Below are 15,750 nucleotides of genomic sequence, written 5' to 3'. Positions count from 1 at the left end.
CTCATACCGGCCTCCGAGCGGTCGTCCGCCGGGGGCGTGGGTCGAGCTGCGGGAGATGGCCCAGCATCGACGGGTGCCAGGGGGGTCCGCCGCCGCTCGGGGTGGCGCGGAACTCGGTGCCGAGTTCGTCGCAGAGGTACTGGACGGCGTAGCGGCCGGTCGTGGCGGCGCGGATCAGGCCGCCCATCCCGGCCCACTGGCCGGCCAGGGAGAAGCCGCGCAGACCGGGCAGCCGCAGCCGGTCCCGGTTGACCACTTCCGCCACCAGGTCGTCGGCCTCGGAGAAGGCCATCCAGCCCAGGACGCTGCCTTGCCGGTTGCCGGTGTAGCGCTCGGTGGTGACGGGGGTGGCCACCTCCACCACGTCGGTGCGGGCGCCGATGCCCGGGTGGCGGCGTTCGAGGAAGTCGCGGACGAAGGCGGCGGCTTGCTCCTTGCGGGCGCGGTAGGCGCGGCGGTCGGTGCGGCGCAGGCTCTTCCAGGAGTCGTAGTCGCTGAAGTAGGTGCAGTGCAGGACCGTCCTGCCCGGTGGGGCGAAGCCGTCCGAGTAGCGGGAGCGCACCTGCACCACCAGGCTGTTCTGGAGTGCGCCGGGCAGACGTGCGGCCTGGTCGGCGGGGAGCAGGTGGGTGGTGCTGTGCGGTTCGCGGGCGCAGAAGTCGCCGTCCACGCCGAGGAAGACGGAGACCATCGCGGGGAAGACCGTGCCGGGGCGGTGCAGGACGTCCTGGTAGAGCCGGTCGATCCGGGGGCCGGTGTAGCGGCCGTCGAGGAGGCGGTGGACGGTGGTCAGGCCGTCGCAGGCGGCGATGGTGTGGTCGGCCTCGTGGCGGGTGCCGTCCTTGAGCTGGACGCCGGTGGCGCGGCCGTCCTCGACCAGGACGCGTTCGACGCGGGAGCGGTAGCGGATCTCACCGCCCAGCGAGGTGTACCGCCGCTCGATCGACCGGGACAGGCCGAGAGAGCCGCCTTGCGGGAAGCCGCCGTTGCCGGTGTGGGCGGCAGCCATCCCGAAGAGGTAGGGCAGCATCGGGAAGCCGGTGTCCTGGAAGAAGATGTGGCGGAACGCCCGGCGCAGCAGCGGGTCCTGGAAGCGGTCGGCGAAGCGGTCCATCGGTGTCGCGGCGGTGCGCCACAGCAGGCGGAAGGCGGGCAGCACGGTGCGTGCCATGCGCGCCTTCTCGCGGACGGTCCGCAGCGGCGGCGGGGTGAGCGGGTGGAGGTCGAGGGTGGCGAAGCGGCGCAGGTCGCGGCAGAACGCGCGGATGGGCCGGGCGTCGGCGGGTGAGAGCGCCAGCAGGTGGCGCTCCAGCCGGTCGGGGTCGTTGTAGAAGCTGACGCCGCGGCCGTCCTCGTCGACCACGTGGTTGAAGCGGTCGAAGTGGGTGACGGTCTTGCCGTCGAGCGCGCCCAGCTCCTGCCACACCTGGTGGGCGGCGGTGCCCGGGGCGGTGCCGCTCAGCCACTCGATGCAGTAGTCGAAGAGGTAGCCGTCGCGGGACCAGGCGGTGCAGCAGCCGCCGGGCAGGACGTGTTTTTCGAGGATCAGGGTGTCCAGGCCGCTCATCCGGGCATAGCAGCCGGCGGCCATGCCGCTGATGCCGGCGCCGATGATGATCACCCGTGGTGCGTTACGCGCCGTCATGGCCGGTGCCTTCCGTCAGGATGCGGCGGGTCAGCTCCGCGTTGCCGGTCAGGAACCGCTCGGTGAGCATGTCGGCGTGGCGGCCGTGGCCGGGGACCACGGTGGTGCGGGTGGCGGAGCGGCCGTGCCAGCTTCCGGGCCGTTCCGACGTGTGGAGGGGCAGCTTCTCCCGGTCGGCGATCACGCTGATCCGGGCGCGGACGGTCCCGAGGTTCGGGGTGCGGCCGCAGAAGGTGATGAACTCGCGGGCCTGCTCCAGCGTGTGCCGCGCGACGGTGTCGGAGCCGGTGTGCTGGTGCAGATGGCCGCGGAGTTCCTCCTCGAAGGCGGCGAGGTGGTCCGGGCCGGGTGCGAAGGGTTCGGTGATGCGGTGCGCGTCCATGAGGACGACGTCGGTCACCTCGCGGCCGCGCCGTTCCAGCTCCTTGGCCACCTCGAAGGCGAGGTTGCCGCCGAGCGAGTAGCCGAAGAGGGTGCAGGGGCCGTCGGGCCGTACGGACTCGACGAGGTCGGCGTAGCGGGCCGTCTTGTCCTCGCCGGGCAGGTAGTTGAAGGCGAGGAGCGGGCGGTCGGGGAGGAGCGCGGCGAGTCCGCGGTAGACCAGTCCGTGGCCGCCGGCGGGCGGGAAGCAGAACACCGTACGGTCGGCGTCGGCGCCGTCGTTGAAGCGCAGGTACGGGTGGGCGCCCGAGATCCGGCCGGTGACGACGGACTCCAGTGCGCGGGCCATGCCCCGCACGGTGGTGGCCTGGAACAGCAGGCCGACCGGGAGCGTGACGGCGAACTCGTCCTGGAGGCGGGCGATCAGTTCGATGAGTCCGACGGAGCTGCCGCCCGCCGCGAAGAAGTCGTGGTCGAGTCCGGCTTCGGCCAGGCCGAGCAGCTCCTGCCAGTGGTCGGCCATCCGCCGTTCGTAGAGCGTCACCGGCGGTGCGAACGTCTGCGGGTCCGCGTCCGGCCGGGGTTCGGGGAGGGCCGCGGTGTCCACCTTGCCGTTGGGGGTGAGCGGCAGGGCGGGTACCGCGGTGAGGTGGGCCGGGACCATGGACGGCGGGAGGTGTTCGGTGAGGTGGCGGCGGAGTTCGGCCGCGGTGGGCGCGGGGTCCGCCGCGGGGACGTAGTAGGCGCACAGCACGTCGTCGCCCCGGTGGGGGCGGACGGTGACGCACGCCTGGGCCACGTCGGGCCGGCCGGTCAGCCATGCCTCGATCTCGCCGGGCTCGACGCGGTGGCCGCGGACCTTGATCTGGGCGTCGGCCCGGCCGAGGAGGTGCAGCACGCCGTCGGCGTCCCAGCGGGCCAGGTCACCGGTGCGGTAGAGGCGGACGGGCGCGCCGCCCAGGTGGCGGGTGGTGAAGGACCGCGCGGTCTGTTCGGGGTCGTTGAGGTAGCCGCGGGCGACGCCCGCGCCGCCGACCCACAGCTCGCCCGTGACGCCGGGCGGCACCGGCGCGCCGTACCGGTCGAGGAGGTGGAGGGTCGTGTTGGGGAGCGGGCGGCCGATCGGGACCGTCCGGCCCGGCTCCAGGCCGTCCACCGGTCCGTCGTAGCAGGCGCTGTCGATGGTCGCCTCGGTCAGGCCGTAGGAGTTGACCAGCCGGGTGGCGGGGCCGCAGAGGGCCGCCAGCCGGCGGTGTTCCGCCGCCTTCCAGACGTCCGAGCCGACGATCAGCAGGCGCAGGAAGTCCAGACGCAGACCGGTCCGCTCGCAGTGGCTCAGCAGACCGCGGACGACGGCGGGGACGAACTCCGCGCAGTCGACCCGCTCCGCCGTCATCGTCCGGTACAGGCCCGCCGTGTCGAACAGCAGCTCGCGGTCGGCGAGGACGAGGGTGCCGCCGGAGCACAGGGCCCGCACCAGGTCGCCGGTGAAGACGTCGAACGCCGGTGACGCCATCTGGAGGTGGACGCGGACGTCCCGGCCGAGGCGGTATTCCCGCTGCCAGGCGGCGTACGCCGAGGCGAGGTTGCGGTGGCTGACCTCGACGGCCTTGGGGCGGCCGGTGGAGCCGGAGGTGCCGAGGACGTACGCGGGCGCGTCGAGCCCGACGGATGCCGGGGGCGCCGCCGGGTCGCCGTCCAGCTCGGCCGCGCGGACCGTCCGGGGTGCCAGGCGGGCCAGGTCGGGGCGGTCACGGTCGGTGACGAGGAGGGCGGCCCCGGCTCGGGCCGTCAGATCGGCGAGCCGGTCGGCCGGGTGGGCGGGGTCGAGCGGGAGGTAGGCGCCGCCGGCGCGGAGCACGCCGAGGAGGACGGCGATCAGCTCGGGCGTCTTGTCCAGGTGGAGCGCGACGACGGTGCCCTCGCCGACGCCCAGCTCCCGCAGCCGTGCGGCCACCGCCCGGGAGCGGCGGTCGAGTGCGGCGTAGGTGAGCCGGTCGCCCGCGGGGTCCACGACCGCCACCGTCTCGGGGTGCGCGGCGGCCACCCGGGCGAAGAGTTCGTGGACCGGCAGGTCGGGGGGCGGCGCCTGCCGGTCGGCTCCGCTCCACTCCCCCAGGATGCGGGCGCGTTCCCCGGCGCCGAGCATCTCCAGCCCGTCGGCGGGTGCGTCGGCGGGCGCCCGGGTCAGGGAGTCGAGGAGGTTGCGGTAGTGCCCGGCCATCCGCCGGACGGTGTCCGGGCGGAAGAGGTCGGTGTTGTACTTCACCACGCAGTGGAAGCAGCCGTCGGCCCGCTCCTCGTACGCGGAGAGCGCCAGGTCGAACTGGCCCTCCTCCTCGGGGAGTTCGATGTACTCCAGGCGGTAGCCGTACCGTTCCGTGGCCACCTTGTGGTGGAGCAGGACGAACATCGCCTGGAAGACGGCCGAGCGGCTCGGGTCGTGCTCCAGGCCCAGCTTCTCGACCAGCAGGCCGAAGGGGTACTCCTGGTTGTCCAGTCCGCCGAGCACCGCCGTACGGACCCGGTCCAGCAGTTCGGCGACCGACGGGTCGCCGTCGAAGCCGACGCGCAGCGGCAGCGGGTTGACGAAGTAGCCGTATACCCCGGCGAAGTCCTCCTCGGTGCGGCCGCTGACCGGGCTGCCGACGACGATGTCGTCCTGGCCCGAGTAGCGGTGCAGCAGCAGGTGGTAGGCGCTCAGCAGGACCATGAACACGGTGACGTGGTGCGTGCGGGCCAGTTCGCGGACGCGGGCGGAGAGTTCGGCGTCCAGGACGAAGAACTCGGACGCGCCGTTGTGGGTCAGCACGGCCGGGCGCGGCCGGTCGGTGGGCAGGGCGAGGACCGGCAGGTCGGCGGGGAGCCGTTCGCGCCAGTACTCCAGCATCCGCCGGGCGTCGGGACCGGCGAGGAAGGTGTTCTGCCGGTTGAGGAAATCCAGGTACCGGGCGGTCAGCGGCGGCAGGTCGGCGGGCCGGCCGTGGCGCAGCGCCTCGTAGAGGGCGAACAGCTCCTCGATGAAGGTGAAGGTGGAGATCGCGTCGGAGACGATGTGGTGGACGGCCTTCATCAGTACCCAGCGGTCCGGTCCGCGCCGGAACAGCCGCAGCCGTACCAGCGGGTCGTGCGCCAGGTCGTAGGGCTTGCGGTACTCCTCGACGATCATCCGGTGGATCTCGGGCCACTCCCGGCCCTCGACGTCGAAGAGCCCGGTGTCCGGCGCCGGGTCGTCCGCGACCACCTGGACGGCCCGTCCGTCCTGAAGGACGAAGTTGGTGCGCAGCCCTGGGTGGCGTTCGAGGAGGGTGCGGAAGGCGGTGAACATCAGCTCCGGGTCGAGTTCGGTGCGCACCTCGACCGCGCCGCCGATGTTGTACGCGTAGGCGTCCGGGTGGAGCTGGCGCAGGAACCACAGGGCCTGCTGGTTGTGGGTGAGCGGGTACCGCCGCTCGTCGGTGTGGAGTTCGACCGCGGTGTCCGCTCCGGTGTCGCCGCCCGCGGCCAGTTCGGTCAGGGCGTCGTGCACCTGACCGGCCAGTTCCCCGGCGGGGCGGCCGCTCAGCAGCGCCACCACCGGGAGCGCCACCCCGAGCTCGGTGTGGATCCGGGCGCGCACCTCCATGGCCAGCAGCGAGTCGAGCCCGAGGGCGCCGAGGTCGGCGTCGGCGCCGATCCGTTCGGGGCGTACGCCGAGGACCCCGGCGACCAGCGCCGTGAAGTGCTCGGTGACCAGCGCGCGGCGGTCCTCCTCACCGGCGGCGCGGAACGTCTCCAGCAGGCCGCCGGTGGCGGGCGGCGGCGTCTCGGCGGTGGCCGGCAGTTCCGCCAGCAGCGGGGGCGGTACGGGGTACCAGGACCGGAAGAGCGGCCAGTCGGCCACGGTGGCGACCAGGAGTTGCGCGCGGTCCTGCCCGATCGCCCGCTCCAGGACGGCCATGCCGGTGTCCGGGCGGAGCGAGGTCATCCCGCGGGCGTGCCGGTAGTGCTCGATCAGGCCCAGCTCCTCGATCATTCCGGTGGCCCAGGGGCCCCAGTCGAGGCTCAGCGCCGGGAGTCCGGCCGCCCGCCGGTGGTGGGCGAGGGCGTCGAGGAAGGCGTTGCCCGCGGCGTAGTTGGTCTGGCCGGCGGTGGTCAGGACGGAGGCGATGGAGGCGAAGAGGACGAAGTGGTCCAGCGGCTCGTCGCGCAGGTGGCGGTGGAGCAGTTGGGCGCCGATCGCCTTCGGCCGGTATCCGGCGTCGAACGCCGTCCGGTCCATCTCCGGGACGAGCGTGTCGCGGACGCTGCCGGCGAGGTGGAACACCCCGCGCAGCGGCGGCAGTCCGCGGCGGCGGTGCCCGGCGAGCCAGGCGGTCAGCGCCGCTTCGTCGGTGACGTCCAGCGGTACGGGTTCCACCTGGGCACCGAGCGCCTCCAGCTCCCGCAGGAACGCCACGCAGGAGCCGGCCGGTGAGGCCGGATCGGTCGACGCCCACCGCTCGCGCTCGGGGAGCCGGGTGCGGCCGGCGAGGATCAGGCGGCGGGCGCCCCGGCGCACCAGGGTGCGGCAGAGCAGCCGGCCGAGGGCGCCGAACGCGCCGGTCACCAGGTAGCTGCCGTCGGCGCGCAGCCGCAGCGGCAGCGGCCGGGTCAGCCCGGTGGCCGTCCGCAGCCGGCTGACGCAGCGCCGGTCGCCGCGCCGGGCGACCTCGTCCTCGCCGCCGTCCGGGTCCGCGGTGGCGGCCACCACCTCGGCCAGCAGCGCCCCGGCCTCGGCCCGGCGGCCCGCCGCGTCCGCTCCGCCGCCCGGCCCGAGGTCGATCAACCGGCCGCGGTGTGCGGTGAGTTCCTGCTGCCACAGGACGCGGCCGATGCCCCAGGCAGGAGCGCCCAGCGGTTCCACCGGGTCGCCGGGGCGGACCGCCTGGGTGGCGCGCGTGACGATGAAGAGCCGCGCCGCCGGGCGGGCGCCGGGCAGCGCCTGGGCGAGCCCCACGAGGGAGTAGGAGCCGAGTCCGGCGAGATGGTCGAGGTCGTCGCCCTCGGCGTCGTCGACGGCGGGCAGGTCGAGGTTCCACAGGTGGACGACGGCGCCTGCCGGGGCGTCCGGTTCGGCGAGCAGCCGGGCCAGATCCGCGGCGGAGTCCGGCCGGACGGTGGCGGTGTCGCCGTCGTAGCGGTAGGCCCCGCCCGGCCGGACGAGGCGGCACCGTCCGCCGCGGGCGCGTGCCAGGGCGGCCAGTTCCTCGCCGACTCCCCCGGCGTCGGTGAGGATCAGCAGGTCGGGCGGGGTTCCCTCCGCGGCCGGGAGCGGCGGGCCGTCGGTCCAGACCGGTTCGGCCAGCCAGCCGTCGAGGGTCGACAGGGCGACGGAGGCGGGGGCCGCCTCGATGTCCGCCGCGCGGAAGCCGGTGATCCGGCCGAGCGGGGTGCCGTCGTCCGCGTGGAGGGCGAGGTCGCCGGTCAGCTCGCCGTCGCGTTGCCGGGTGACCGTGGCGTGGGCCCAGAGCGGGCCGTTCCCGAGCGGCGCCAGCCGTACCTCACCGGCCGCCAGGGGCAGCCGGATGCCGCCGCCTTCCCGGCCGGCCGGCAGCAGCGTGGTCAGCAGGGTCTGGAAGCAGGCGTCGAGGACGGTGGGGTGGGCGTGGTCGGCGTCCGTGCCGCCGGCGGGCGGGCGGATCCGGGCCAGCGCCTCACCGGGTCCGGTCCAGACCTCCTCGATGCCCTGGAACGCCGGACCGTAGTGGTAGCCGAGTGCGGCGAGGGCCGCGTAGCAACTGTCGTGGCCGAGCCGGTGCGGGGTGCGGGCGCGGACCGCGGCGGGGTCGAGTGCGGCTCCGGCGCGGAGCGGCTGGCCGGAGCGTACGGTGCCGGTGGCGTGCACGGCGCCGTCCGGGCCCGCCGTCGCGATGGTGAAGCGGGCGTCGCCGGGGGTGAAGGCCAGCTCCACCGGGCTCGGTACGGCCTCGTTCAGGAACAGCGCCTTCGGGAACTCCACGCCGGACAGGACGACGTCGGTGCCGCCGGTCAGGGCGCGTACCGCCTGTGCCGCCATCTCCAGGTAGCCGGCCGCCGGGAAGACCGTGTGGTCCTGGATGCGGTGGTCGGCCAGGTACGGCAGCCGTTCGGTGTCGATCCGGTTCTCCCAGGTGGGCTGGGTGGTGGCGGTGCGGCGGCCCAGCAGCGGGTGGTCGAGCCGGCCCAGCCGTACGCGGGCGACCGGCTCGGGCTCGGTCCAGTACCGGTCGCGGCGCCACGGGTAGCGCGGCAGCGGCACCGGGCGCCCGGCGGGCTGGAGGACGTCCCAGGCCACCTCGGTGCCGAGGGTGTGCAGCGCCGCCAGGGTCCGCGCGATGCCTTCCGGTTCGTCCTCCTCGCGCCGGAGCGAGGGCAGTGTCACCGCTTCCGTCCCCGTACCGGCCAGGCACTCACGGATGGCGTGGCCGAGGACGGGGTGCGGGCCGATCTCCAGGAAGACCGAGGCGCCGTCCTCGGCCAGCCGCTCGACGGCGGCGCGGAAGCGGACCGGCCGCCGGACGTTCTCCCACCAGTAGTCGGCGTCCAGTTCGGTGCCGACGGCCGCTCCCTCCCGGGCCGTGAGGTGGAGCGGCACCTGGGCCCGGCCCGGCTTGAGGCCCGCGAGGGAGGCGAGGAGTTCGTCCCGGATGGGCGCCATCCGGTCGCTGTGGTACGGAACCTCGACGGCGAGCGGCCTGCAGAAGACGTCCTCCGCGCGCAGCGCGTCGGCGAGTTGCCGCAGCGCCGCCGTGTCCCCGGCGAGGGTGGTCGACGTCGGGCTGTTGGCCGCGGCGACACCGACCCGGCCCCGCAGCGGGCGGATGCGCCGCTCCGCCTCCGCCTCCGGCAGGCCGACCGCGAGCATCGTGCCGGTGCCGGCGAGGCGTTGTTGCAGCCGGCTGCGGTGCACCACGACCGCCACCGCGTCCTGGAGGCTGTAGACCCCGGCCTCGTGGAAGGCCGCCGCCTCACCGGTGCTGTGCCCGACGATCATGTCCGGCCGGACGCCGTAGCTGCGCCAGAGCGCGGCCAGGCCGGTCTGCACGGCGAAGTTGGCGGGCTGGGCGAGCCAGGTCTGCGCCATCCTCGACGCGCCCTCGTCGGCGTGGAGTTCGTCGATGAGTGACCAGCCCGCGAGGCGGCGGATCTCCTCGTGGCAGCGTTCGACCGCCTCGCGGTAGACCGGTTCGGCGGCGAAGAGCTGCCGGCCCATGGCCCACCACTGCGGGCCCATACCGGTGAACACCCAGGCCAGCCGCCGCTGCCCGCGCTCGCGCGCCCGGCCGGTCAGCACCCGGGGGTGCGGCTCGCCCCGTTCGTGCGCGGCCAGCGCCCCCGTCAGCGACCGCCGCGCGTCGTGCGTGGCGTACACCACCGCCAGCCGGTGTTCGTGGTGGTGGCGCCGGTGGGCCAGGGTGTGGCCGAGGTCGTCGGGTGCCACCGGTTCGCCGTGGGCGCCGGCCAGCTCCTGGCGGATCCCGGCCGCGACCTCGGTCAGCGCCTCCGGGGCGCGGGCGCTGAGCGGCAGTACGGCGTACTCCGGCCGCCGCTTCGCCCGCCCGGCGGCCGGGGCGGCCGGCGCCTCCTCCAGCACGACGTGGGCGTTGGTGCCGCCGAAGCCGAAGGAGTTGACGCCCGCCCGCGCGGGGCCGGTGTGCGCGGGCCAGTCCACCGTCCGGGTCGGGATGGTGTACGGCAGCGCGGACGCGTCGATCGCCGGGTTGAGCCGTTCCAGGTTGAGGTGCGGCGGGATGCGCCGGTGTTTCAGGCACAGCACGGTCTTGATCAGCCCGGCGAGGCCCGCGGCGGCCTCGGTGTGCCCGATGTTGGTCTTGACCGAGCCGACGTAGCAGGCGTCGCCCGGCCGGCGGCCCTCCGCCAGCACCCGGCCGAGCGCCTGTGCCTCGACGGGGTCGCCGACCGGCGTGGAGGTGCCGTGCGCCTCGACGTACTGGAGGCTGCCGGGTGTGACGCCCGCCTCGGCGCACACCTGCCGGACGAGGGAGACCTGCGCCTCCTGGCTGGGCACGGTGATGCCGTTGGTCCGGCCGTCCTGGTTGACGCCGCTGCCGAGCACCACCGCGTGGACGGGGTCGCCGTCGCGCAGCGCGTCGTCGAGGCGTTTGAGCGCGACGACCGCGACGCCCTCGGACCGGACGTAGCCGTCGGCCGACGCGTCGAACGCCCGCGAGGTGCCGCCGGCGGAGAGGAAGCCGCCCTTGGTCTCGGAGACGGTGTACTGGGGCGCCATGTGCAGCAGGGTGCCGCCGGCCAGCGCCAGATCGCTCTCGCCGCGGAGCAGGCTCTGCCGGGCCAGGTGCAGCGCCACCAGCGAGGAGCTGCACGCCGTGTCGAGCGAGACGCTGGGGCCGCGGAAGTCGAAACAGTGCGAGATGCGGTTCGACACCATCGTCATCATGGTGCCGGTGGGGGTGTGCGCGGCGAGGGTGCCGAAGCCGAGGTCGGCGAATTGCAGGATCTTGTAGTCCAGGGTGAACGCGCCGATGTAGACGCCGACCTGGCCGCCCGCCAGCTTCGCGGGGTCCTGCCCGCCGTCCTCCAGCGCCTCCCAGACCACCTCCAGCAGTTTGCGCTGCTGGGGGTCCATGTGCGCCGCCTCGCGGGGGCTGATGCCGAAGAACTCCGGGTCGAACTCGTCGAAGCCGTCGATGTAACCGCCCCGGGTGCCGGTCAGCCGGCCCGGTTTGGCCGGGTCCCGGCTGCCCAGGGTCGTGACGTCGTACCGGTCGGGAGGGGTCGGGACCAGGCAGTCGCGGCCCTCGGTCAGATTGCGCCAGAAGGTCCGGGGGTCGCAGGCGCCACCGGGCAGGCGGCAGCCCATGCCGATGAGGGCGATCCGGTCGGCGGAGGCGGGGTGGCGGGAGTCCGTCATGGTCCAATCCGTGCGGGGAGGGGGCGGGACGCGATCACTACGGGGGCGGCGCGGACCTGCGGGCGCGGCCGGTGTGCGCCGTGCGGGCGGCGCGTACGGAAATGCGGTGCCCGGGGGCGGGCGGAATCCCTATGGCGGAAAGGGGCCGGGGGAATCGCCGGGCCGGAGCGGAGAGGAGCGCTTCGGCATCCCGCCGGGGTGAAGAGGCCGGAATATGACATGCGTTGTCCCGGGCATCTCCGCGGCCGTGTCTTCCGCGGCGGGCCGGAGTGCGCACGCGGCCGGGAATTTCCTCATCTCACCCCCCGTCGCACACCCTCGACCTCCGCCTCGGAACCGCTCCGACCTGGGATGTCGTGAACAGAGATCGCATGCTAGCCAAGAATGCGTCCACACGATCACGCGACATGACGTGGGCGAAGAATTTCCACCGGTGATCCGATAGGGAAAAGAGCCCGAAAGGGGAAGAGAGTGAATGCGGCGGGTCAACACGCATAAGGCTGCCGGGGGTTGCCTAAAGTGCCGGGGGAAGGAATGGCTCCCCGGCCGCCGCGGCGGCGGAACAGGAGATGTGATGTCGTCCGAATCCGGCCCCCCGGCGGTCCTCGACCGGCCGCTCCCGCCCCCGTACCGCCGCACGCTCCTCCCCGTGGGCCCGCCGTGCTTCACCACCCTGCCGGACGGCACCTCCGGGTGGCTGGTGGCGCGCTACCACGACGTACGGCAGGTGCTCACCGACCCCCGCTTCAGCGGTGCGCGGCGGTCCGCCGCGGGCGCCCCGCGGCCCGGCAACGAGCGCAACGCCGTCAACGACCCGGACGCGATCGTCAACCAGGACGGGCCGGGCCATCAGCGGCTGCGCCGCGTCGTGCAGGAGACCTTCGCCCCGCGCGCGGTGGCACGGTGGCGGCCCTGGATCGCGGAGCTCACCGAGGAGTTGCTCGACGGTCTGGCGGAATCCGGACCACCGGCCGATCTGATCGCCCCCTTCGTCCACGCGCTGCCCGCCGAGGTGATCTGCCGGGTCATGCGGCTGGACGGGGTCCTCGACCGGCACGGTCTCGCCCGTATCGCGCGGTACATGCTGGCCGACGAGTCGGTGCCCGCCGAGGAGGTGGGGCGGGCCCGGACGGAGTACGGGGAGGTGATGGCCGCCCTGATCGCCGAGCGGCGGCGCCGGCCCGGTGACGACGTGGTGAGCGCGCTGGTCGGGGCCGCGGACCGGATCGGGGACATCCCCGAGGCGCAACTGGTCCATCTGGTCGGCAGCCTTCCCACGGCCGCCGCCGACAGTACGGCCAGCGCCCTCGGCAACAGCCTGGTCCACCTGCTGGACGAACGACGGGACGACTGGCCCCGGTTGGGTGCCTCGGCCGAGGACGCCGCGCTGGCGACCGAGCGGCTGATCCACCACATCCCGCTGGGCGACGGCGAGGTGGTCACCCGGTATGCGCTCCGGGACGCGGAGATCGGCGGTGTGCCCGTGCCCGCCGGGGCGGTCGTGGCCATCGGCGGCGGCCACGACCCCGCCGTCTTCCGGACCGTACCGGACGAGCCGTTCGCGCTCTTCGCCCCGCTGGAGGCCCCCAGCCTGACCTTCGGCGCCGGGCCGCACTACTGCCTGGGGGCGCCGCTGGTCCGCCTCATGATGCAGCTCGCGCTGCACCGGCTCGCCGCCCGCTTCCCCCACCTGCGGCTGGCCGAGCCGGTGGAGGCCGTGGTCTGGCGCCGGGGCTCCACCACGCGCAGCCCGCAGCGGCTGCCGGTGGTGTGGTGAGCGCCGGCCGGCCCGGCGGGGGCTTCCTGATCCGGGTGGACCGCCTGCGGTGCGTGGGGGCGGGGATGTGCGCCGGGGTCGCGCCCGAGGAGTTCGAGGTCGACGGCGCGGGGCGGGCCCGGCCCCGGCGCGCCACCGGCCACTCCCCCGGGGCCCTGGCCGAGGCCGCCGCGATGTGCCCCGTGGAGGCGATCACCGTCTTCGAGGCGGGCTCGGGCCGCCGGGTGGCGCCGCCTGACTGAGCTGTGTGGCCGCCGCCTGACTGAGCCGTACGGGCGCCGGACCAGGGCGTTCAGGTGGCCGACGGGCACCGGGGCTGCGCTGCGGAGCCCACCCGGTCCGGCGCGGCGGCGGCCGTCCCTTCCGCCGCCGTGCGGGATGTCGCGCGCCCTGCCGCCGCGGCGTCGAAGATGACGGGCAGCGCGCGCAGCCCGTTGACGATGCCGCCCGTCTTCCAGCGCAGCGACCGCTCGGGGACGGCGAGCCGCAGTCCGGGCAGCCGGTGCGCCACGGCTTCCAGGGCCACCTCCAGCTCCAGCCGCGCCAGATGCGCCCCGAGGCAGTGGTGCGGGCCGTGCCCGAAGGCGAGGGAGGCGGCGCCGGCCCGGTCGAGGGCGAGGGCGTCGGGGTCGGGGAAGGCCGCCGGGTCCCTGTTGGCCGCCGCCGGCGCGGCGAGCACGGGCTCCCCGGCGCGGACCCGGACACCGCCCAGCGTGACGTCCTCCACGGCGTAGCGCGGAACCGTGAATTCGATGAGCTGGACATGGCGCAGCAGCTCTCCGGCCGCGGCGGGAACGTCTTCCGGGTGTGCGCGCAGCCGCTCCAGCGCCCGCGGGCGGGTCAGCACATGGTGCAAGGAGACCGCGATCTGACCGCAGACCGGGGCGAATCCCGCGATGAGCAGGTCCCCGACCACCGCGTACAGCTCGCTCTCGGTGATCCGGCCGTCCGCGTCGCAGGCGCGCAGGAGGACGTCGAGCAGCGCGTCGCCCGGTTGCTCCCGGCGCCGTGCGACCACTTCGCCGAGGCGGGAGGTGAACCGGGCGATCCCCTCCTCGGCGTCGCCTGTCTCCCTGATGCCGGACTGGAGGTCTTCCACCCATTTCCAGAACCCGGCGTACTCGCGGGGCAGCCCGAGCAGTTCGCAGTTCAGCTCCGAGGGAAAGGGCACGGCGAAATCTTCGACGAGATCGGCGGCCGGTCCCGACGCGACGATCCGGTCCAGCGTCTCCCCTGCCAGCTCCCGCGCCCGCGGCCGCAGTCCCTCGATCCGGCGTGCGGCGAACTCCTTGGCCAGCACGGAGCGCAGCCTCGTGTGCTCGGGCGGATCCAGGGACATCAGCCCGCCGTGCGGCCCGGCCACCGGCTCCACCCGCGGGTAGTCCCGGCCCCCGGTCGCGGCGAGGCTGAACCGCGGATCCGACAGCACCGTCTTCACATCGGCGTACCGGGTGGCCAGCCAGGCGTCGTCCCCGTAGGGCATCCGCACCCGCGTGAGGGGCCGTTCGCGCAGTTCCGCGTAGCGGGGATGGAGCGTGAGCCCGGCCCCCGGTTCGAAGGGGTACGCGAGGGGGTGGTGCTCCGTCTCCATGGGCGTCGGCCTTCCTGCGCGGGGCGGGTGAGCTGGGGCGGTACGCGACCGATGACGGTGGGTAACCTACTGCGCGCGCGGAAAAGCCGTGAAAGCGGCATACCGAGGGCTCGGGGGAGTTCCCCCGAGCCGGACCAGGTACGCGCCCGCACGGCGGACACCCCGGCCCCTCCGGAGGCCCGGTCCGTACGCGCGGGCGCGCCGGGTGCCGCCATGGCGCAGGCCCCGGCCGGAGCCGGGGCCTGCGGTGGAGAGCCGTACGGTGCGGTGCTCAGAACTCGTCGGCGCCGTTGCGGAGCTCCTTGGTCCAGTAGCCGGTCTTCGCGACCGCGTCGTCGACGGCGATGCCGCCCTGGGGCGCCTTGACGACCTTGGAGCCCTCGGCGGGGCCGTCGGCGGCGAAGAAGTTCACGTTGAAGGAGGTGACCGAGTGGTTCTCCTCGTGGGTGCCGCCGTTGTTGATCCGCACGGCCGCGTAGGCGGGCTCACCGGCGTTCAGGACGACGGGGACGGCCGGCTTGCTCTTGGCCACGGCCGGGACGTCCTTGGCGGTGTGGATGTCACCGAAGGCGATCAGCGGGTACTTGACCAGCGTGCAGGCGTGGCCCGAGGTGTTGGTGGCGGTCAGCGTGAGGTGCGTGGTGGGCACGCCCTCCTGCTTCTCGGCGGTGACCTTCATGTCCTCGAAGGTGCAGGCGGGCGCCTTGCCGGCGGACGGCTTCTCCGCCCCGGTGGACTTCTTGGCCTCGGTCGGCTTCTTGGCCTCGGTCCGGGCGGACGGGGCCTGCGAGTCGGCGTCCGTGACCGGGGAGTCGGCAGCGTCCGCCTTCTGCGTCTTGCCGGTGGTCTGCGAGGCCGGAGCGGACGCGGCGTCCGCCTTGTCCTTCGCGCCGTCGCCACCGCAAGCGGTGAGGGTCAGGCTGAGGGCGGCGACGGCGGCCGCGGCGAGGGCTGCGGGGCGACGGCTGATGGTACGCATGTGGGACTCCCGTTTTCATGGTCTTGACGCCAGGTGCGGGCACCTGGTCAACACCAGCTTGAGGGCAGCCTCTGCCGTTCCGCTGACGTGGCGCTGATGCTTTGCTGCCGTCCATCCGCGCAGCTCACAGGGGGTACGCGAGGGCCGGCGGAGTGGCCCGCCGACGGTTGTCGACGAAGCGCGTGACGGTACGACCCGGCGGAGGACCGCAGGTCGGGGCGGCGACGGCGGGACGGGTGAGGGGCACCGGGGGCCGAGCGTTCCGTCCCGGCAAAGAGCCGCGGGCCCGGGCGAGGCGTCAGGTCCGGACAGGCCCGCGACGGCGGCAGCGGCGGGGGCCGAGGGAGGGCCGCGGGTCCGGGCGAGGGCGCGTGCCGCGGGCCGGGCGGGCTGCGGGCCCCGTCCCGGCGGGCCGCTCGCGCCAGGCCGCAACAGAACTGTCACACCCCTGCCATACGCCACGGAATGACGCGCAACTCCCTTG

The 15,750-nt window shown here is 74.4% G+C and carries 6 protein-coding genes; 2 read left to right on the top strand and 4 right to left on the bottom strand.

Annotated features, from left to right (window positions below; translation table 11 throughout):
* Nucleotide 1: 1 nt before the first annotated feature.
* Nucleotides 2-1,645, bottom strand: a complete 1,644-nt coding sequence (locus tag ACGH2B_RS26545; protein ID WP_399094928.1) for a phytoene desaturase family protein — start codon at nt 1,643-1,645, stop codon at nt 2-4.
* Nucleotides 1,632-10,919 carry an amino acid adenylation domain-containing protein gene (locus ACGH2B_RS26540; protein WP_399094925.1) on the bottom strand — a complete coding sequence of 3,096 codons (9,288 nt, stop codon included), beginning with the start codon at nt 10,917-10,919 and terminating at the stop codon, nt 1,632-1,634. Before ACGH2B_RS26540 ends, ACGH2B_RS26545 begins: the two co-directional genes overlap by 14 nt.
* Nucleotides 10,920-11,493: 574 nt before the next feature.
* Between ACGH2B_RS26540 and ACGH2B_RS26535 the strand changes: the two genes are divergently transcribed.
* Together ACGH2B_RS26535 and ACGH2B_RS26530 are read left to right on the top strand one after the other, a co-directional pair.
* Nucleotides 11,494-12,696, top strand: a complete 1,203-nt coding sequence (locus tag ACGH2B_RS26535) for a cytochrome P450 (RefSeq protein ID WP_399094922.1) — start codon at nt 11,494-11,496, stop codon at nt 12,694-12,696.
* The gene (locus ACGH2B_RS26530) at nt 12,693-12,938 is read left to right on the top strand and encodes a ferredoxin (protein ID WP_399094919.1); all 246 of its coding nucleotides are present in this window, start codon (nt 12,693-12,695) and stop codon (nt 12,936-12,938) included. The genes ACGH2B_RS26535 and ACGH2B_RS26530 overlap by 4 nt, the downstream gene beginning before the upstream one ends.
* A 50-nt stretch (nt 12,939-12,988) precedes the next feature.
* On the opposite strand, the gene ACGH2B_RS26525 is transcribed toward ACGH2B_RS26530, so the two are convergent.
* Both ACGH2B_RS26525 and ACGH2B_RS26520 read right to left on the bottom strand, forming a co-directional pair.
* Nucleotides 12,989-14,287 carry a cytochrome P450 gene (locus tag ACGH2B_RS26525; protein ID WP_399094917.1) on the bottom strand — a complete coding sequence of 433 codons (1,299 nt, stop codon included), beginning with the start codon at nt 14,285-14,287 and terminating at the stop codon, nt 12,989-12,991.
* Between the two features lie 271 nt (nt 14,288-14,558).
* Entirely contained in the window at nt 14,559-15,266 is a 708-nt protein-coding gene (locus ACGH2B_RS26520) for a DUF4232 domain-containing protein (protein ID WP_399094914.1), read from the bottom strand.
* Nucleotides 15,267-15,750 lie beyond the last annotated feature (484 nt).

The sequence above is a fragment of the Streptomyces sp. BBFR2 genome (assembly GCF_044497305.1).
Classification (GTDB): domain Bacteria; phylum Actinomycetota; class Actinomycetes; order Streptomycetales; family Streptomycetaceae; genus Streptomyces.
This window is presented reverse-complemented; position numbering and strand designations above follow the sequence as displayed.

Excerpts from the sequence above, each read along its gene's own strand:
- ACGH2B_RS26545 (WP_399094928.1), bottom strand. The coding sequence starts at position 1,645 with ATGACGGCGCGTAACGCACCACGGGTGATCATCATCGGCGCCGGCATC.
- ACGH2B_RS26540 (WP_399094925.1), bottom strand. The coding sequence starts at position 10,919 with ATGACGGACTCCCGCCACCCCGCCTCCGCCGACCGGATCGCCCTCATC.
- ACGH2B_RS26535 (WP_399094922.1), top strand. The coding sequence starts at position 11,494 with ATGTCGTCCGAATCCGGCCCCCCGGCGGTCCTCGACCGGCCGCTCCCG.
- ACGH2B_RS26525 (WP_399094917.1), bottom strand. The coding sequence starts at position 14,287 with ATGGAGACGGAGCACCACCCCCTCGCGTACCCCTTCGAACCGGGGGCC.
- ACGH2B_RS26520 (WP_399094914.1), bottom strand. The coding sequence starts at position 15,266 with ATGCGTACCATCAGCCGTCGCCCCGCAGCCCTCGCCGCGGCCGCCGTC.